The organism is Anabaena sp. CCY 9910 (genome assembly GCF_963920875.1).
Classification (GTDB): Bacteria; Cyanobacteriota; Cyanobacteriia; order Cyanobacteriales; family Nostocaceae; genus Trichormus; species Trichormus variabilis.
The window spans coordinates 1-19,315 of the sequence record NZ_CAWUDJ010000009.1; the positions used below are offsets into that span (position 1 = coordinate 1).

At 41.2% G+C, this 19,315-nt stretch carries 14 protein-coding genes; 7 read left to right on the forward strand and 7 right to left on the reverse strand.

The annotated features are described in order from the left end of the window. Positions 1-287: 287 nt before the first annotated feature. The 5 genes from ACM5QX_RS09475 to ACM5QX_RS09495 form a co-directional block, all read right to left on the reverse strand. A complete protein-coding gene (locus ACM5QX_RS09475) occupies positions 288-1,448 on the reverse strand; it encodes an ATP-binding protein (protein ID WP_414753299.1) in 1,161 nt (386 codons plus the stop codon). 125 nt (positions 1,449-1,573) lie between these two features. After that, the gene (locus ACM5QX_RS09480; protein WP_011320548.1) at positions 1,574-2,020 is read right to left on the reverse strand and encodes a response regulator; all 447 of its coding nucleotides are present in this window, start codon (positions 2,018-2,020) and stop codon (positions 1,574-1,576) included. Continuing rightward, positions 1,974-4,271 carry an ATP-binding protein gene (locus tag ACM5QX_RS09485; RefSeq protein WP_414753300.1) on the reverse strand — a complete coding sequence of 766 codons (2,298 nt, stop codon included), beginning with the start codon at positions 4,269-4,271 and terminating at the stop codon, positions 1,974-1,976. Before ACM5QX_RS09485 ends, ACM5QX_RS09480 begins: the two co-directional genes overlap by 47 nt. A gap of 410 nt (positions 4,272-4,681) precedes the next feature. Next, complete coding sequence (locus ACM5QX_RS09490; protein ID WP_414753301.1) at positions 4,682-5,365, reverse strand: response regulator; 684 nt, start codon at positions 5,363-5,365, stop codon at positions 4,682-4,684. Next, complete coding sequence (locus ACM5QX_RS09495; protein ID WP_414753302.1) at positions 5,355-6,470, reverse strand: sensor histidine kinase; 1,116 nt, start codon at positions 6,468-6,470, stop codon at positions 5,355-5,357. The genes ACM5QX_RS09490 and ACM5QX_RS09495 overlap by 11 nt, the downstream gene beginning before the upstream one ends. A gap of 531 nt (positions 6,471-7,001) precedes the next feature. On the opposite strand from ACM5QX_RS09495, the gene kdpA reads away from it, so the two are divergent. From kdpA to kdpC, 4 genes are read left to right on the forward strand one after another with little or no spacing between them, the layout of a single operon-like run. Further along, positions 7,002-8,741, forward strand: coding sequence for a potassium-transporting ATPase subunit KdpA (gene kdpA, locus ACM5QX_RS09500; protein WP_414753303.1), 1,740 nt, complete (start codon positions 7,002-7,004; stop codon positions 8,739-8,741). A gap of 23 nt (positions 8,742-8,764) precedes the next feature. Further along, entirely contained in the window at positions 8,765-10,891 is a 2,127-nt protein-coding gene (gene kdpB / locus ACM5QX_RS09505) for a potassium-transporting ATPase subunit KdpB (RefSeq protein WP_414753304.1), read from the forward strand. 46 nt (positions 10,892-10,937) lie between these two features. Beyond that, positions 10,938-11,150, forward strand: coding sequence for a potassium-transporting ATPase subunit F (locus ACM5QX_RS09510; protein ID WP_414753305.1), 213 nt, complete (start codon positions 10,938-10,940; stop codon positions 11,148-11,150). Then, positions 11,150-11,758 (forward strand): K(+)-transporting ATPase subunit C, encoded by a 609-nt coding sequence (kdpC, locus tag ACM5QX_RS09515; RefSeq protein WP_414753306.1) that lies wholly within the window; start codon positions 11,150-11,152, stop codon positions 11,756-11,758. The genes ACM5QX_RS09510 and kdpC overlap by 1 nt, the downstream gene beginning before the upstream one ends. Before the next feature lie 58 nt (positions 11,759-11,816). Here the strand turns inward: kdpC and ACM5QX_RS09520 are convergent, their stop codons facing one another. Next, the gene (locus ACM5QX_RS09520) at positions 11,817-13,280 is read right to left on the reverse strand and encodes a dolichyl-phosphate-mannose--protein mannosyltransferase (protein ID WP_414753307.1); all 1,464 of its coding nucleotides are present in this window, start codon (positions 13,278-13,280) and stop codon (positions 11,817-11,819) included. Between the two features lie 567 nt (positions 13,281-13,847). On the opposite strand from ACM5QX_RS09520, the gene ACM5QX_RS09525 reads away from it, so the two are divergent. Together ACM5QX_RS09525 and ACM5QX_RS09530 are read left to right on the forward strand one after the other, a co-directional pair. Next, the gene (locus ACM5QX_RS09525; protein WP_414753308.1) at positions 13,848-14,807 is read left to right on the forward strand and encodes an orange carotenoid-binding protein; all 960 of its coding nucleotides are present in this window, start codon (positions 13,848-13,850) and stop codon (positions 14,805-14,807) included. Between the two features lie 112 nt (positions 14,808-14,919). Further along, positions 14,920-15,246, forward strand: coding sequence for a hypothetical protein (locus ACM5QX_RS09530; RefSeq protein ID WP_190568804.1), 327 nt, complete (start codon positions 14,920-14,922; stop codon positions 15,244-15,246). Positions 15,247-15,347: 101 nt separating this feature from the next. On the opposite strand, the gene ppsA is transcribed toward ACM5QX_RS09530, so the two are convergent. Further along, a complete protein-coding gene (gene ppsA / locus ACM5QX_RS09535) occupies positions 15,348-17,864 on the reverse strand; it encodes a phosphoenolpyruvate synthase (RefSeq protein WP_414753309.1) in 2,517 nt (838 codons plus the stop codon). A gap of 551 nt (positions 17,865-18,415) precedes the next feature. Here ppsA and ACM5QX_RS09540 point away from each other — a divergent pair. Then, entirely contained in the window at positions 18,416-18,775 is a 360-nt protein-coding gene (locus ACM5QX_RS09540) for a hypothetical protein (protein ID WP_414753407.1), read from the forward strand. Positions 18,776-19,315 lie beyond the last annotated feature (540 nt).

Here is a 19,315-nt window from a genome sequence, read left to right on the forward strand (position 1 = left end):
AGTTGAATCTCTTGTCAATTTTTCTTTTCCTAAAGTAACAAAAGAGGGATTATTTAGAGATTTCCAGATAAGAAATATCTAAAATGTAGGGTGCGTCAGGATGAATAATTTCTGAATATAGTTAGGTTCTATCGCACTGACGCACCCTACCGAACCATCAATTGCGGATAATTCATCCGCGTGTATCTGCGTGCATCTGCGTTCCATTTTTCTTAACATTTATTTTATAAAAAGTCTCCGTAGCCAACAAATTTTTACCACAGAAATATAGAGAAAATTTCAAACATTTAAAAGTCGATTAATGGCAAGATGATAGTAAACGTTGTACCAACCCCAACCTCACTATTAACAATAATTTCACCACCGTGAGCATCAACACATTTTTTAACAATAGCTAGCCCTAAACCAGTACCTGCTATTCCTCCTACATTTTCCCCACGATGAAATGATTGAAATAAATTCTTTTGATCTTCTGGAGAAATACCAATGCCGCAATCTTGAATTTTAAACATGACTGCATTATTATTAGCAGTCAATTCAAAGTGGATCATACCACCGGGAAGGGAATATTTAATAGCGTTGCCTAATACATTACCTAAAATGTGACGCAACAAGGTTTCATCTAATAAGGCTTCGTCAAATGATTTATTACAGGTAAAAATTACAGTCAGCTGCTTCTCGCCTATAGTTAATTGCGCTTCTGCTACTAATTGGCGACAGAATGCTTCCAAATCTATAGCAATAAGTTCACACTGGAGTTTACCTGATTCAGCTTTACCTATTAATGACACTTCATCTAATAGCTGTGCCATATTTTTAATGGCGGAACGAATCATTTGTAAATGAGAACGTTTTTTTTCTTGGGTTAATTTGTCTTCATTATTTTGCAACAGCCCAGCAGCTAGCAAAATAGTATTCAAGGGATTACGAATGTCATGGGAGAGCATAGAAACAAACTCAGATTTAAACTGGTTAATTTCCTGCGCTTTTACCAATTCAGCCGTGCGTTCTTCCACCCGGTTTTCTAAGGTTGTATTCATGGTGCGTAATGTTTCTAATGCTTGCTTACGCTCGATTGCGTAACATACAGCACGAACCAAGACATTAACATTTACCTGTCGCTTAACTAAATAATCTTGCGCTCCCTGTCTGACTGCTTCAATTGCTAAGTCTTCATCGTTAGTATTTGTTAAGACAACAATCGGTACGCTGGGAGCGAGTCCTATTAATCTGGGTAAAGATGATAATCCTTGGCTATCCGGTAGGGTGAGGTCTAACAAAATCACATCGTAGCTGGTCTGTTTTAGTTCATTGAGTGCTTCCTGTAATCGCGTCACATGAACCAGAACAAATTGTTTGGACTCAGCTTGATGCAAATATTCCTGTAATAACCTAGCTTCTGCGAGGCTATCCTCAATTAATAAAATCCTGACTGAGCGTCCAACCATAATTTTCTGGTTTTACCCCCTTGAAAGTAGTGATTGGGGAGTAATCGATTCAAAATTCAAAATTCAAAATTCAAAATTCAAAATTTAATAATTTTCTCCCCTGCTCCCCTGCTTTTTCATCGCCCTCACTCAGGTGGTAGAGTGACGGTAGAGAGCCAAAACTCTTCTATTCCTTTGACGATTTGGAAAAGTTGGGTGAGGTTGCGGGATTTGGTGATGTAGCAGTTTACGTGTAGGTCGTAGCTGTGAAAAATGTCGTCTTCGTTTCTGGATGTTGTTAAAACTACTACTGGTATCCGTTTAAGTACGGGGTCAGCTTTGATTTCCGCCAGTACTTCTCTACCGTCCTTTCTGGGTAGGTTCAAATCCAAGAGAATTAGGTCTGGACGCGGTGCATGGGTATACTCTCCTTCCCGGCGCAGATAGGCCATTGCGTCCATACCATCTCTAACTGTTACCACTTCGTGGGGCAATTGGCTATTTTTAAAGGCTTCTTGGATAAGGCGGATATCGGCTTTATTGTCCTCAACTAAAAAGATTGTTTTGTGTTTTTCTTCCGTTTCTACGCTCACGCTCTCGACCTCCAACTGGTATCGTAAAGTAGAAGGTAGCACCTTCACCAAGTTGTGACTCTACCCAGATTCGTCCCCGGTGACATTCGATAATTTTCTTACAAATTGCTAGACCCATACCTGTACCATGATACTCGTCTCGCGTGTGTAAGCGTTGGAAAATTACGAAAATCCGATCGCTAAATTGGGGGTCAATTCCAATCCCATTATCTCTGACGGAGAATAGCCATTCGTCTTCTAGTCTTTCTGCACCTATATGAATTTGCGGCGCTTCCTCACTGCGGAATTTAATGGCGTTGGCTATCAAATTCTGGAATAGCTGCATAAGTTGGGTACTACCAGCCATTACCGTTGGTAAGGGGTCGTGAGTAATGGTTGCGCCTGTTTCGGCGATACGTTGGCGCAAGTTACCCAAAGCTTTGTCTAAGGCTTTTTCTACTTCTGTTAGTTGAAAAGCGATCGCTTGTGTATCTACTTTAGAATACGCCAAAACGTCATCGATTAACGTCTGCATCAAGCTCACACCCTCGACGGCAAAGGTGATAAACTCGTTGGCATCGGCATCTAGTTCATCTTGATAGCGCATTTCCAACAACTGTACATAATTCGCTACTTGATTGAGCGGTTCTTGTAAGTCATGGGATGCAACATAAGCAAACTTTTTCAGTTCGGCGTTGGAACGTTCTAAATCGTGCGCTAACTGCGCCAGTTCATCGGCTTGGCGCAGAACGATGTTCACAATTGCTTTCCGCAACTCTAACGCCGCTTTAATTTCTACATATCGCCAAGGTAAAGATGTGAGGCGGACTGTTTCTTTCCACAACTCAAAGGATTTGCGGGGACACAGACGCACATTCCCATCTAACTTATTAACTTGAAAGGGCTGATTAGGGTCGCCACCCCAGTTTACAGTTTGAATTACTTCCGGTCGAAACCACAAAACGTAATTACGTTGGGAAATAGGAATCGCTAACAAACCACTGGCGACATTTTTATATCTTTCCGCATCTGGATAAACTTGCGGTAGAGAATCAGTATAGAAAACTTCTTCCTCAACGTTGTTCTTCAACCACTGGACTAAGAAAACTAAATCTTCTGCTTTGGGAGTCTCACCAATTAATGTACAATGGTCGCCAAAACATACCGCCGCACCTTGCGCGCTGGTTAAATCTAAAAGATTCGGCTGATGTTTAACTAAACCATCAACAAAGTTATCTTCTTGGGACATATATTCAACCAACAGTGATTGAATATGGGTCAGATTCATTCGATAATCGTAATCTTCTGTTTCTTCCCTGGCGGAAATTTCCGCAAATATCACCCGTCCCAAAAATTCGCAGGCTTTCCGCAATTCATAGGAAACATATTTGGCTGACAGATGGTGACAAGCAATTAACCCCCAAAGCTTATTGTCTTTAATTAAGGAAATAGTTAGAGAAGCACCGACACCCATATTGTGTAAATATTCCAGGTGACAGTTCGCCGCACTTCTGAGAATTGAGTTAGTTAAATCAACCGGGCGATCGCTCACTGGGTTCAAAGCAGGTATCATCTGTATAGCCTGAGCCTGAGCATTGGGAATCACCCGGATGGAATTAGAAATAAATAATTTTCTGGCTGGTTTAGGAATATCTGATTCTGGATAGTGCAGTCCTAAGTATGGTTCTAGGCTGTCTAGTTTTTCTTCCGCGATGACTGAACCATGTCCATCATCATCGAATTTATATAACATTACCCGATCAAAATCGGTGACTTTTCGGACTTCTTGGACAATTATCTGACAAAAATCCCGCAAATTAGCTGTTTTCTGCAACTGATTAATTGAAGCTTTAGCCAGATGATAAAAGCTTAAAAAAGGGATATTTTCTTGAGTAATTGCTGGTTCTAACTCCAGAATCAAGAAGCCTTCCGTATTGCGATGAAAAACTGCATCAAATACTGCGTAATCATCCCCCTTTTTTCTAATCCAAATTTTTGTAGGGTTAATAAATTCCAGATTCCCAGAAGATAAGCCTGCTTGAATTCGTTCTATTTGGAATGAATCGAGTAAATCTTCTAATTTTTTTTGTAATATATCTTCAGCATTGATACCTAAAATACTCCAAGTATTGTTGCTCACTTGTAATATTTTCAGACCCGGTTCTTCTAAAACCAAAAGCACACCATGTGGTTGAATCTGTCCGGAAAGATGAATTGGCGCTTCTTTTAAACTAGTAACATTAATATTGGGTGATTCTAAGTCTATTCTCATAACAATCCTCTTTGATTCCCTGGAATCATCAAAATTAGAGTCGATATATTTTTTAAGCTAAGTAATTAATTATTTACATTCCTTAATTTAAGCCATTACTAATTACTAACTACAAATTACTTACTGCTTGCGCTAACAGTCTAACAGTCGGAAAAGATACCTAGAGATAAGAAATGTAAAAAAGCGGTGATTGATTAAACCGTATATATTTAGCTATGTAAACAAAATCTGATTATAGTTATTGTTCAGTTTGGTAGGGTGCGTCAGAGCGACATAACCTAACTATACTCAGAAATTATTCATCCTGATGCACCCTACATTTGGATATTTTTTACGCTGCAAGACCCTTATATCAGGAATAAAAAATTTGGATAAATTTTTTATTTTGAATTACCCAAACGGGTAGACTATTAATCTGCGATCGCACTATTTTGAATCAATCGTTTTTGTAAAGCAACAACTACAGCTTGATGGCGATCGCTAACCTCTAGTTTGTGTAGAATAGCATGAACATGAACTCTAACTGTTCCAGGGGTAATGTAGAGCGCCGTAGCAATTTCCTGATTCGTTTTCCCTTTGGCTAATAAAGCTAAAATTTCTAATTCACGTCCAGTTAAAGGGTGATCAGATTTTGTGAAATTTTGTTCTGGTAGTTGAGACTGGCTAGACTCAATAGAAGAGCGAATTTCCCTCGTTGCAGTTTCATCCCACCAAGAAGCCCCAGCCGCTACAGAACGCAGTGCCAATACTAATTTTTCGGCGATAATTCCTTTGAGACAATATCCTTGAGCGCCTGCTTCAATTAATTTAGAAATTAACGGTTTTTGGGAATGGGAAGTCAAAACCAAAATTGGTAGTTGAGGATTTTGCTGCTTAATTTGTTTACAAGCTTCTATTCCCCCCAACCCTGGTAATCCTACATCTAATAACACCACATCCAGAGAGTTTTGCTTGATTAAATCAAGGGCTGTTTCACCATCTTCAGCCTCAGCAATAATTTCTAAACCTGCTTCTTGTTGTAATCGCACGCGCAAGCCTAAGCGAAAGAGTTCATCATCTTCAACCAAGAGAATTTTTACAGGGTTAGAAGCCATCTGACGCAGATAAAGAGGGCTGAAATGGGAGAACAGGCAATTTGAATGCAAACATAGCACCCGTAGGAACTCTATTCTCTGCCCAAATTATACCGTTATGAGCTGCAATAATTTGTCGAGATAAATAAAGTCCTAAACCTGAACCTTTGGCTTGGCGTTCACTATGGCCTTGATAAAATCGTTCAAATAAATGGGGAAACTGTTCTGCTTGAATACCTGCACCAGTATCGGAAATTTTTACTACTTGATAGGAAGCCTGGGTTTCTAATATAACCTCTACACGATCGCCCCGCCGAGAATGATTGATAGCATTGACTAGGAGATTATACAACACCCGTTGCAGTTGCAGAGGGTCACCGTTTACCCACAGTGATCGCCGCCAATCAGAGTCACCATAATTAAACGATATATGAACTCGCCGACTAGCAGCCAAATCAATCAGTGTACTCGCTGCTTCCTCTGCCAAAGTGGTTAAATCCACAGGAATTAAATTTAGCTGTAAACCTTCTGTATCATTGCGATAGATATCTAATAAAGTTTCTAGAAGTTGTAGAGAAGTTTGATGGCTGCGGATAATTGTGGCTAACACTGGCTGCTGTGCTGATGATACCGCACCAAATTTTTCTTGTTGAACAGCTTTGAGAGTTTCAATAGCACCCAAAAGCGGTGTTTTCAAATCGTGGGTGAGAGTAGAAGCAAAATCTTCCCGCAGTCTGACTAATTCTTCCTGTGATTCTAGTTTGGCACGGGTGAGGGCGATCGCCTCTTGAGAACGACGCAGGCGATCGCTTAAAATCCCTGTTACAATCAAGGACATACAGGCGATCGTCCGACTAGCAACTGTAGGAAACCTAATCACTTCATGATCGGGAAGCCAAAGATTCACAATTGTTAAAAATACAGCAATAAATGTCGTCAATAAAGTTGCTGTACGTCCAAACCAGTGATTCGCTAACAGAATTGGCCCAGTATAAAGATATCCAAATACATATTCTGTTGGCGTAGAAAACTCCATAGAAATCACTGTGATCAATAGCCCTAAGATAACTGAGGCTTTTACCAAAAATGAGTTTTGGGATAGTAATTTAGTTCGTCGGGCTAGCATTTATATTAATTCGTAATTTGGTTATAAAACTCATATTTGATCTATAAAAAAGTCAGTATACCTCTACCTAACTTGTTTACTGTTTCCTACCTAAGCAAATAATTTCCAGAATTAAGTCAGGTTCCTATATAACGCCGTGTGCAATTTTCTCTCAGACCTAACCCCCAACACCTTCCCTGCGTTCGCGCAGTGTGTCGTTCGCGTTGCAGGGAAGGGGAGATTCAAAGTAGAGACGTTGCATGCAACGTCTCTACAGTTTCAGGAGAGAGGTACCCTGCGGGTACTCCTGCGGAGAACTCGTAGAGTAGCAAGCTATGGAGAGGGGTTTCAAAAATAAGTCGCACATCGCATTATATATTCATCAATTATACAAAATTTTGCGTTTAGAAGATATATAAACACTGATATAGATTTAGGACTAAACACTATATATAAAAAATAAATAGATTTTATATTTTTCTATCCCTTGATTTCTACAACAAACAAAACAATTATGTAGTTAATATTACGTTTTACTAATTCAAAATACCAATGTTACAAGGTTGGTTACAAATCGCCTTAACACTACTGATTGTAGTAGCCATTACTCCTGTTTTCGGGCGATACATGGCGCGTGTTTATCAAGAACAACGTACCGTCCTTGACACGATTTTGAACCCAGTTGAGCGATTAATTTACGTCTTAATTGGTGTTCAAACTAGAGAAAATATGACTGGTTGGCAATATGCACGAGCCATTTTGTATAGCAATTTCGTGATGGGATTGTTGGTGTTTTTGCTGATAATGAATCAGGGATGGTTGCCTTTAAATCCTACAAATATAGGTGCGCCAACTTGGGATACAGCACTGCATACAGCTATATCCTTTATTACCAACACCAACCAACAGCACTACTCAGGAGAGACCTACCTCAGCTATGGTAGTCAAATGTTTGGACTGGGTTATCATATGTTCACCTCAGCCGCAACAGGGCTGGCTGTAGCCATTGCCTTTATTCGCGGGTTGACAGGTAGACCATTGGGTAATTTTTACGTAGACCTAACCCGCACCATCACAAGGATTTTGCTACCTATTTGTATTGTGGGTGGTATTGCGCTCATGGCTGCGGGTGTGCCGGAAACATTGGCAGGGCCGATTGTATTACCCACCATAGAAAATCCTAACATTAGTCAGGCGATCGCTCGTGGCCCTGTTGCCCACTACGAAATTATCAAACAATTGGGAGAGAACGGCGGCGGCTTTTTTGCCATCAACTCGGCACATCCATTCGAGAATCCCAACGGGTTTTCCAACTTAATAGAGATTGTGGCGATGTTATCGATTCCCACTGCCTTGATTTACACCTACGGCTTATTTGCCAACAACATTAAACAAGCTTGGTTAGTCTATGGCATGGTAGGTGTAATTTATCTAGCTTTTATTATCATCACTGCCATTGGGGAATATAACGGCAACCCAGATGTAAACGCACTATTGGGGAGTATACAACCGAACCTAGAAGGTAAAGAAGTCCGGTTTGGTTGGGCGCAGTCTGTACTGTTTGCCGTGAGTACAACCGCCACCATGTGCGGTGCTGTCAACAGTTTGCACGATTCATTCATGCCCAACGGGGGTTTTGTCACCCTGTCAAATATGTTCCTACAAATTATCTGGGGTGGGCAAGGAACCGGAACAGCTTACTTGTTCGCTTACCTAATTTTGGCAGTATTTGTCACAGGTTTGATGGTAGGACGTACACCCGAATTTCTCGGACGCAAAATCGAAAAACGCGAAGTAGTGCTAGCAAGTTTTCTCATTCTCTTAGTTCACCCCATAGCCATCATGATTCCATCAGCCATCACCTTGGCTTTCAGCGAACAGTTAGCAGGAATCAGTAACCCAGGTTTTCACGGCTTCGCTCAAGTGATTTATGAATACGCTTCCGCCGCCGCTAACAACGGTTCAGGATTTGAAGGACTAGGAGATAGTCAACCATCACCCTTGGCGATCGCCTCTGGCGCACAACCAACAATCACAGGCTTATGGTGGAACCTCAGCACTTCCTTTAGTCTCCTAGCAGGGCGTTATATCCCCATCATCGGCTTGCTATTCCTAGCCGATAGTATCTGCCGTAAACAACAAGTCCCCTTCACAGCTGGGACATTGCGAACCGACACAGGACTATTCACAGGGGTAACAGCCGGTGTCATTTTAATCCTCGGCGCACTGACATTCTTTCCTTTACTAGCATTCGGCCCCATTGGTGAAGCGTTTTGGATTGGTAATTCGTAATTTGTCAACTCTCACCCAACTTTATGCGATCGCCATCTCGTCTCCCTCATGAAACTCGTGACTCGCGCCAACGTACTCCTAAAACAGATATGCGAGGACTCTACCAAAGAGCTATTAAAGAATCATTTGTTAAACTCCACCCCAAAGTAGCCGCTAGAAACCCTGTAATGTTTATTGTTTGGGTGGGGACAATTGTGACATTTCTCGTCACTCTTAACCCCAATCTCTTCGGAACAGTACAGGCAAATGTTAACCAACAACGTCTACTCAACGGGTTGATTACCTTGATTTTGTTTTTCACAGTTTTATTTGCCAACTTTGCTGAAGCCGTAGCGGAAGGACGAGGTAAAGCGCAAGCAGATAGTTTAAAAGCTACCCGTTCCGATACCATCGCCTGGAAAGTCTTACCCAATGGTTCTCTAGAAAAAATCGGTTCTACACAACTGCGACGAGGCGATGTCATCAAGGTAGTGGCCAATGATATGATTCCCGGCGATGGGGAAGTCATACAGGGTATTGGCTCAGTGGATGAGTCAGCCATTACAGGCGAATCTGCCCCTGTCCTGAAGCAACCGGGTACAGATATTGCCAGTTCTGTCACTGGAGGAACACGCTTACTCTCAGATGAATTGATAATTCGGATTACTGCTGATCCTGGTCAGGGTTTTATTGACCGGATGATTTCCCTTGTAGAAGGGGCAGAACGTTCTAAAACTCCGAATGAGATTGCTTTAACGGTATTGTTAGCTGTACTAACGCAGGTTTTCTTAATCGTAGTGGCAACCATGCCCTCTTTTGTGAACTACATTGCTAACTTTATCAGCACTGCATTTGGGGCAGAGGCAGCAAACAGTTTACGCGCAGGTGCAAGTATAGCTATTCTGATTTCTCTATTAGTAGCTTTGATTCCCACAACTATAGGCGGTTTGCTCAGTGCCATTGGTATCGCCGGGATGGATAGGGTAGCTCAATTTAACGTCATTGCTACCTCTGGACGAGCAGTGGAAGCCTGCGGTGATATCAATAGTTTAGTGTTAGATAAAACAGGTACTATCACCTTCGGAAACCGCATGGCTGATGAGTTTATCCCTGTGAATAACTACACAGTTGAAGATGTGGCGAGAATTGCGAAATTAGCCAGTCTGTTTGATGAAACTCCAGAAGGCAAATCAATTGTCAAACTTGCAGAAAAATACAAAATTCTGGCAGATTTTAATCTTAACCAAGCAGAAGGTGTGGAATTTTCCGCCAAAACTCGCATGAGTGGCACTAATTTACCCAACGGAAAGCAAGTTCGTAAAGGTGCAGTAGACGCTATTAAGGGCTTTATCCGTTCTCGTGGTGGTTCTGTTCCTCCTGACCTTGATGCAGCCTATGAGCGGGTTTCTTTGTTGGGGGGTACACCTTTAGCTGTCTGTCAGGATGACCAAATTTTTGGAGTTATCTATCTTAAAGATATTGTCAAATCCGGTTTGCGAGAAAGGTTTGAGCAACTGCGGCGGATGGGTGTCAAGACAATTATGCTCACAGGGGACAATCACATTACTGCTAGTGTCATTGCACAAGAAGCTGGGGTTGATGATTTTATTGCCGAAGCAACACCAGAAGACAAGATTGATGTAATTCGCAATGAACAATCTCAGGGTAAGTTAGTCGCTATGACCGGGGATGGTACTAATGATGCCCCAGCCTTGGCGCAAGCTAACGTGGGTTTGGCAATGAACTCTGGGACACAAGCCGCCAAAGAAGCCGCTAATATGGTGGATTTGGATTCTGATCCCACTAAATTAATTGATTTAGTCACTATTGGTAAACAGTTGTTGATTACTCGTGGCGCTTTGACAACTTTTTCTATTGCTAATGACATCGCTAAATATTTTGCCATTCTGCCTACTATCTTTGGGGCTGCTGGTATTGGTGCGCTGAATATTATGGGTTTAAAAAGCGCCCAATCGGCAATTATTTCGGCGCTGATTTATAACGCCCTGATTATTCCGGCGTTGATTCCTTTGGCGCTTCAAGGTGTGAAGTTTAGATCACTAACGGCAGACCAATTATTAAGACGTAACATCTTTATTTATGGTCTTGGTGGTATTATTGCGCCTTTTATTGCCATCAAATTAATTGATGTGATTTTGCCTTTTTCTTAGTAGGGGAAACGCAGAGTTGCGCGGAGTTTTTTTGAGGAATGAAGATATGAGAAGGTCTTTGGTTTTTGGTGGGCGTAGATTGCCTTTGTCTATCTTTTTGGGAATGTGTTTTAACCTTGTGGTTGCACCTGTTGTTTATGCGGCTACTGGTGATGAGTTTTCCCGTACACAGGCTTGGGCTTTGGGGCTTTTAGGGGTAGTGACGTTGAGTCTGTCTATTTATCTATTTTTTGTGATGTTTATACCGGAGAAGTTCTAATGAGTTTTGCACGCGAAGCTAGCAGGGCAATTCGTTCTAGTTTTGTACTCTGGGTAATTGCTGCTGTGATTTATCCTTTTTTCATGATTGCTTTTGGACAGATTGTATTTCCCTATCAGGCAAACGGTAGTTTAGTTAGGGATAGCCGGGGTCAAGTTTTGGGTTCGACTTTAATCGGTCAACCTTTTACTAGCGATCGCTATTTTAACTCTCGTCCTAGTACCACTGTCTACAGCACGGCTAACCCAAACAAAGATGATAATCTAGTTTTACAAACAGGAATTTCTGGTGCTAGTAATTTGGCTCCTAGTAACCCCCAATTAATCAAACGTATCAAAGATGAAGACTTAAGTCGGTTGCAAACAGCTGGTATCCAACCAACTGCCGATTTAGTCTATACTTCTGGTTCCAGTCTTGACCCCCACATTACCCCTGAAGCTGCCAGAGCGCAAGTTTCCCGTATAGCCAAAATGCGCCAACTCCCACCCCAACAGCTAGAAACTTTAATTACTCAAAATACTGATAGCCGATTTCTAGGCATTTTTGGTGAACCGGGGGTTAATGTTTTGCAATTGAATCTAGCCTTGGATGAGTTAAAGCCAGCATAATTCCTCTGTAATAGTTGAAAATTCCCTAGTTGCTTGGACAAACTGGGGATTTTTCCTTCTATACCCAAGATTTAAACCACATCCGCATTTTGTAACCCTCAGGAGAAAGGGGTAAACCTAAATAAACGGGGAGCCAAAAAATAAGCGCAGCAATAATTACAAAGGAAATCGTCACCCCGACGAGCCGCAATGGGCGATAATAACTACGCAGACATTGATCAACAAACCAGGCGATCGCTAAAAATGCAAATACTACACCTGTCATGTAGTGATAGATAAAAACACACCGCGATACCCTCGTCCAAGGTAATAAATTGATAGCGTAATTCCAGACTATATATAAAGCAATCCAAGTATCAACAGAAAGTTTAGCTGGCAAAGAAAAGCGCTTTTCTTTTACCACAGGAATCATCACTTTTGCTATCAGCATCCCCAGCAAAAATAATAATGCAGCAACGCCAAACCACCATAAGAAAGGATTACCCATTGCATGAACATCATAAATCGCTTTCCCTGCACCACTAGGCAAAGGCGGCCCTAAAACGGGTAATGGATCATTAACGCTTTGCGCCGTTTGATAATAATATGCCATCGGCCGAATCATCAACGGCCATTTATACCAAGCAGCGCAGTAAGGATGTACTTGAGCCGTATTACCTCCAAGACGTTCGTGAAAGCCTAATATTTCTTGATGTACTTTAATAAATCCATATTTAGGATTTATTTGTAAATGTGGTATCCAAATCAAACTATAAATTACAGTGGGGATAATCCCTAAGAAAAATAAAATTTGTCCAATATTTATTTGTGTTATTTTGTAGAGTGATGTCCGAGGAATAACAGACTCCCCATCAGCAGTAGAATTATCTTTTGGTTGATTTTTGGATGTAATGAACTGCCAAATCCAACCTATACTCCAAATTAAATAAATACCTACTAAATAAAATAAACCATTCCATTTTGTGGCAATTGAACAACCAAAAGCTATGCCAGCTAGGACTAAACATAAATTACGTCTCTGCTTTTGACTAGCTAATGCTAATAAAAATAACCATTGCCCTAATAAGCCAAATATGACGATATAAATATTGATGAGTGCGTAACGAGATTCTACAATAAACAAACCATCGCAAGCCGTGAATAAACCAGCAAGTAAAGCAAAGCTGCGTCGATAACTTATTTGATAAGCGATATTGGCAATAATTAACGGAATAAATGAGCCAGATAGAGCATTAACCCAACGATAACTCCAAGGAGAGCGCAATGCACCAGTTAATCCATTTACGCCCTCTTGCCAAAAAGGAATATAGCTACTCAACCACATTCCCACAGCAATCATGTATTTGCCTAAGGGTGGATGACCATCGAAAAATGGTATGTGGTTGAGATAGTTATGACCAAATTTAGCGTAGTAAATTTCATCAAATACCAAAGTATTAAATCTATCTAGTCCCCAAAACCGTAAGGACAGGGACAGTAAGAATATACCGACCAAGCCAATTCGATACCAATTTTTAGTCATTAGTCAATAGTCATTAGTCAATAGTCATTAGTATAAAACTGTCTTGACCGTTGACTTTTGACTGTTCTGAACTTCTAGCCCGTCTAGTACAGGGAAGATACCTACACCACAAAAACTTTTTTTATTTTGAATTTTGAATTGATTCATAGAGACTCTATCGCACTGACGCATCCTACCAAATTAAATAATTTATATAGGAATCCGATTTGATTCCTGTTGGCGTAGCCTGCGCTTGGGCATAAAATTCTCAGTATCTGTAGTATCTGTAGGGTGGGCAATGCCCACCAAAACCATGAGCCGGTGGGCATTGCCCACCCTACGTATATTTCAAAAATCAACTATGAGTCCTATAGATAAGCATTTTTTGTAAACAAGGATTGAGGGCTGAAAAGTAGACTATTCAATAGCTACAGCTTTTTATTAAGCCAGTCCCTTGAGAAAAATGTAAAGTTTTTTTAATTTATGCAAACTTTTGTGATACTTTTAGACACAGGAGCAAAATTGTATCCTCTGAAACTTTTTGCTTCGCCTCTTGTCAGGTAAAAACTTCGCTAGGTAGCTCTCTGTATGGCAATTACTATCGATTCCGCCCGTCGTATCTTCCCCAACACGTTACAGGCTGATGCAGTGCCAGCGCTGACTGCACGATTCAACCAACTCAGTGCAGAAGATCAACTGGCATGGACATGGTTCGCTTTCTTAGAGATGGGTAAAACCATTACTGTTGCAGCCCCTGGTGCAGCTAGTATGCAGTTTGCAGAAGGCATTCTCAAGCAAATCAAAGAAATGACCTTTGAAGAACAAACTCAGGTTATGTGCGATCTGGCAAACCACACAGATACGCCCATTTGCCGCACCTATGCTACTTGGTCACCTAATATCAAGCTAGGTTTTTGGAATCAACTGGGAGAATGGATGGAGCAAGGTGTTGTTGCACCAATTCCTGCTGGCTATCAGCTTTCAGCCAATGCTAATGCCGTATTGGAAACCCTGAAAAGTCTGGATCAAGGACAACAGATTACCGTCCTTCGCAGTTCTGTTGTAGACATGGGATTTGATGCAGCTAAACTAGGCGGCTATACAAGAGTTTCTGAACCAGTAGTTGCACCTAAAGATATTTCCCAACGTGTTCAAGTCACCATTGAGGGAATTAACAATCCCACTGTGTTGAATTACATGAACAACTTGAACGCTAATGACTTTGATGAACTGATCAAGTTGTTCGTGGAGGATGGAGCTTTACAGCCTCCCTTCCAAAGACCAATCGTTGGTAAGGATGCAATTCTGCGGTTCTTCCGTGAAGAATGCCAGAACCTTAACTTGCTCCCAGAGCGCGGTGTAGCTGAACCCGCAGAGGATGGTTACACTCAGGTGAAAGTAACAGGTAAAGTTCAGACTCCTTGGTTTGGTGCAGCAGTAGGGATGAACATGGCTTGGCGCTTCTTGCTCAACCCCCAAGGTAAAATATTCTTCGTAGCTATTGACTTGTTAGCCTCTCCCAAGGAACTTTTAAACTTGGTTCGCTAAGGGAAAATAACAAAAAACTAAAAAATTAATTATCGCGGTGAGCGCTCTCTTAACCAAGGGCGCTCAATTATTCTGAGCAAACACAATTAATACACCAGTTTAAGATTGAGTCATGCACGTGAGTGAAGCCGAGTGGACTGATATTGAGAAGAAGATAGCTAGAACAGCCTTTGATCAAGCTTACAAGCGAGAGATCGAGGCTTTGCTGAAACAGGTTCAAAAAGAAGCCAGCACACTTGTAGAGTTGGACGAGCTTTGGCAGTTACACGATTTCTTAAGTGCTAGAAGGCATGAAATCGAGGGTAAATACGATTACCAATACTCGGCTCTGTTGTTTGTCTTTGCTGGGTTAGTCAAAGATGGCTGGCTTCATGTCAACGAACTGGAAGGATTATCTAAAGATAAGCTTTCTAAAGTGTCTGCCTTAGCCAGGATGTAAGACGAGTGCGGAGTAAGCAATTCTGTAATTTTGAATTTTGTAGCTTTAGCTTCCCGTAGGGTATTTTGAATTTTGAATTTTGAATTGATTTACCTCTTGCCTCAGCTTTGCTGTTCCACCTTAGCTATTTCCAGCATCGTTTTTAACACAGAATCGGGATTGAGACTAATAGAATCAATGCCTTCTTCTACCAAAAACTGGGCAAATTCTGGGTAATCGCTTGGTGCTTGTCCACAGATGCCGATTTTGCGGCGTTGTTTTTTTGCAGAGGCGATCGCCATTTTCACCATTTGTTTCACAGCTGGGCTACGTTCGTCAAATAGTCGAGCCACCAAAGCTGAATCTCTATCTAATCCTAGTGTCAGCTGAGTCAAGTCGTTGGAACCAATGGAGAAACCGTCGAACACCTCTGCAAACTGTTCAGCCAAAATGACGTTACTTGGTAACTCGCACATTACATAAATCTGCAAGTCATTCACACCTTGTTTTAAATCATGTTTCGCCATCTCTGCTAAAACCAAGCGTCCCTCCTCTGGTGTGCGACAGAAAGGAATCATGGGAATAACGTTAGTTAACCCCATCTCATCCCGCACCCGCTTGATAGCATGGCATTCTAAAGCAAAACCTTCTCTGTACCCTGGATCATAATAACGTGCAGCCCCCCGCCAACCCAGCATCGGGTTTTCTTCATCTGGTTCAAATTGGGAACCCCCTGCAAGGTTGCGATATTCATTACTCTTAAAATCGGACATTCGCACAATTACAGGTTTGGGATAAAAAGCTGCGGCAATTCTGCCCACACCTTGGGCTAATTTATCCACAAAATATTGGGGTTTATCATCATACGTGGCGGTGATAGCTGCAACTTTGGCTTTTTGTTCTGCATCCGCTAATTTGTCGTAGTGAATCAACGCCAAGGGATGGACTTGAATTTGGTTAGCAATGATAAACTCTGTCCTGGCTAAACCAACACCATCATTAGGAATTGCTGATAAACTAAACGCTTCTTGGGGATTACCCACATTCATCAAAATTTGGGTATGGGTGCGGGGTAAGTTTTCTAAGGGAACTTCTTTAACTTCAAAAGGTAATAACCCTGGATAGACTTTACCTTCTTCACCCTCCGCACAAGAAACCGTCACCTCTTGACCAGTCTTTAACACCTGGGTGGCGTTACCACAACCAACGATCGCCGGCACACCCAATTCCCGTGCGATAATAGCCGCATGACAAGTACGACCACCAGAATTGGTAATAATTGCACTGGCACGTTTCATAATTGGTTCCCAGTCAGGGTCAGTTCTCTCCGTCACCAACACTTCCCCAGCTTGGAATTCTTCTATTTGTTTGGCATCTAAAATTACCCGCGCTTTCCCCTGGCTAATGGCTTCACCAATAGCGCGTCCAGTCACGAGGGGGAGGAGTGATATATTCTGTGTTTTCTCCCCAGTCCCCCCTTCGGGGTTCGTCAGTCGCTCATGGGGGAAACCCCCAAGACCGCGCTGACTCACCATTCCCAACCGATAACTCCGCAACACATTCCCATTCTTCTGGGACTGCACCGTTTCTGGACGTGCTTGCACTACAAAAAGTTGGTTGGTGATGCCATCTTTCGCCCATTCAATATCCATTGGGGTGTAACTACCGTGGGCTTGAGAATAATGATCTTCAATTAAACAAGCCCAATGAGCCAGTTGTAAAATGTCTGCGTCACTGAGAGCAAATTTATTTTGTTCTACTATTGATACTGCTTCATTTTTAGTAGATTGGGAGCCTTCATCATAGACCATTCTTAATTCTTTACTGCCCAATTTTTTATCAATAATTGGTTTAAATCCTGCTTTTAATGTCGGCTTAAATACACAATATTCATCTGGATTAACTGCGCCTTGGACAACATTTTCACCTAAACCATAGGCGGCTGTAATTAAGGCTGCATCTTTAAAACCTGTTTCTGTGTCAATAGAGAACATCACCCCAGAGGTGGCTAGGTCAGAACGTACCATTTTCTGCACACCCACAGCCAAAGCGACGCTAAAGTGATCAAATCCCTTAGTATGGCGATAGGAAATGGCGCGGTCTGTAAATAGGGAAGCAAAGCATTTATGACAAGCTGCTAATACTTCTTCTGCGCCAACTACGTTGAGATAAGTTTCTTGTTGTCCAGCAAAACTTGCATCTGGTAAGTCTTCGGCGGTAGCGCTGGAACGGACAGCGACATCTGTATCAGGATTGTACTGCTTACACAAACTTTCATAAGCAGAGGCGATCGCCTGTTGTAACTCTACAGGAAATGGGGTGTGCATGAGGAGCGATCGCGCTTTTAGTCCCCTTTCTTGTAAATTTCTCACATCCTCCACATCCAAATCTGCAAAAAGTTCCCGTAACTTGGCTTCTAACCCAGCCGATTGGATAAAATAACGATAAGCGTAAGCAGTAGTAGCAAATCCTGTCGGTACGTTCACACCTTTGGGTGTCAGCTGTTGAATCATTTCCCCCAATGAGGCATTTTTACCCCCCACTAAGGCAATATCTTTAATGCCAACTTTATCAAGCCAGAGAACCAGCGATTCCTCTTGAGAACATTTTGCCAAAGTGTTTTGAGATACTGTCACCATCAGTATTACCTCCCTTATTAATGCTTTGGTTCTGGAGAATTAGTTTTTTATTTTTGTTCTTTTGGCGATCGTTCAGAACGCCATCGCAGCACCATCAACACGATCAATACTGTTTATACTTCGCTGTGCGCTTAATAATTCCTTTGGGATCACCATAGCAAAAAAAAATAGATTTTGGTTTCTCACACCATGTCTTCAAGATTCGTAAACAAACCAAAACTGTTGTTCTAGTACTCCTAATAGATATTTATATTTTTGTAATAATCAAATCTCTTTCTTAAGTAAGTCGGCCGTCAAAAAACAAAACTATCTTAGTTAAGAAGTATGAACTAAAATCCTCCATCCTCATTCCTTCAGCATAGCTGACTATTCCCGACTCCAAATATTTATGCTGTCCTACTTATATCTTTGGGTATTTGCTTCCAGAACCAGCACTTGTTTAAACTTTTTATCTTGACATTTACTTGATAAATTATCTCCGACGAAAGTTTATATATAACCACAGTTATGGATATCATATATGACGTAGAAGGAGATATTAGGTGACAAAAATGATGGGAAATCAACAAATAACCTATCCACTAGCTCCACTCAGTCTGAACAAAGACGAATTAAGTATGATTCGTAATCGCCGCGCTGTCAGGCGTTTACGGATGGAACAAAATTTTGCTTCCTGGATATTTAGAACTGTGACAATTTCCTCTATCGTTAGTGCTGTATTGTTCGGTATAGGTGGCATGATTTGCTGGCAATTAGAGATGAATAGTCAACCAATTCCTACTATCAATAATAGACAAGATTGGCAAACAAGGAAGCAAGTATGTTTCGGTTGGATGCTCTTTGCTATTTCTGGTTTTCTTGCAAGTGATTCATTAGGTAAAAAGTCTGATGATTTGGCAGAAGTCGAATAATTTTTATTAGCTACATCAAGCAATAAGAGACTATTTATAAAATCAATCGAACTTACCCATGAAAACGAAAAATCAAGGGTGTAGGGGAAATTCAAAATTCAAAATTCAAAATTCAAAACATTTTGCTTACAGCACGCTGTTCGCCTTCAGACGGGGATTTAAACCCCGACTGTAGCAAGATCCCTTAGGGTAAATGATACTAAGTATAGAGGTAGGGGTCTTAAACCCTTTTACTTACGATAAGAATCCTATTAAATATTTTTAAGCGCAGACTACATCGAAAAAAGCAACTTGGTTGTGCTAGGGAGATATGATATTTTGTAATTATCGCTACTCATTAATTCAAATCATTATGATAAGTAATTTTCTTGGTTAATCTTATAACCTACATTTAGTTTTACAGGTAAAAATAACAATTAAAAACTAATCTATATGAATCAAACTTCAGCAACCAATATCAGGAAACTTCTATATTACCAATTACCAATTACAGAAAAATATCGAATCTCGAAAGCAAGATTAGAAAAATTTCAGCAATAA

What these genes read in the sequence shown, in the direction of transcription:
- ACM5QX_RS09475 (WP_414753299.1), bottom strand. Translation starts at nt 1,448, where the DNA reads ATGGTTGGACGCTCAGTCAGGATTTTATTAATTGAGGATAGCCTCGCA.
- ACM5QX_RS09485 (WP_414753300.1), bottom strand. Translation starts at nt 4,271, where the DNA reads ATGAGAATAGACTTAGAATCACCCAATATTAATGTTACTAGTTTAAAA.
- ACM5QX_RS09490 (WP_414753301.1), bottom strand. Translation starts at nt 5,365, where the DNA reads ATGGCTTCTAACCCTGTAAAAATTCTCTTGGTTGAAGATGATGAACTC.
- ACM5QX_RS09495 (WP_414753302.1), bottom strand. Translation starts at nt 6,470, where the DNA reads ATGCTAGCCCGACGAACTAAATTACTATCCCAAAACTCATTTTTGGTA.
- kdpA (WP_414753303.1), top strand. Translation starts at nt 7,002, where the DNA reads ATGTTACAAGGTTGGTTACAAATCGCCTTAACACTACTGATTGTAGTA.
- kdpB (WP_414753304.1), top strand. Translation starts at nt 8,765, where the DNA reads ATGCGATCGCCATCTCGTCTCCCTCATGAAACTCGTGACTCGCGCCAA.
- ACM5QX_RS09510 (WP_414753305.1), top strand. Translation starts at nt 10,938, where the DNA reads ATGAGAAGGTCTTTGGTTTTTGGTGGGCGTAGATTGCCTTTGTCTATC.
- kdpC (WP_414753306.1), top strand. Translation starts at nt 11,150, where the DNA reads ATGAGTTTTGCACGCGAAGCTAGCAGGGCAATTCGTTCTAGTTTTGTA.
- ACM5QX_RS09520 (WP_414753307.1), bottom strand. Translation starts at nt 13,280, where the DNA reads ATGACTAAAAATTGGTATCGAATTGGCTTGGTCGGTATATTCTTACTG.
- ACM5QX_RS09525 (WP_414753308.1), top strand. Translation starts at nt 13,848, where the DNA reads ATGGCAATTACTATCGATTCCGCCCGTCGTATCTTCCCCAACACGTTA.
- ACM5QX_RS09530 (WP_190568804.1), top strand. Translation starts at nt 14,920, where the DNA reads ATGCACGTGAGTGAAGCCGAGTGGACTGATATTGAGAAGAAGATAGCT.
- ppsA (WP_414753309.1), bottom strand. Translation starts at nt 17,864, where the DNA reads ATGGTGACAGTATCTCAAAACACTTTGGCAAAATGTTCTCAAGAGGAA.
- ACM5QX_RS09540 (WP_414753407.1), top strand. Translation starts at nt 18,416, where the DNA reads ATGATGGGAAATCAACAAATAACCTATCCACTAGCTCCACTCAGTCTG.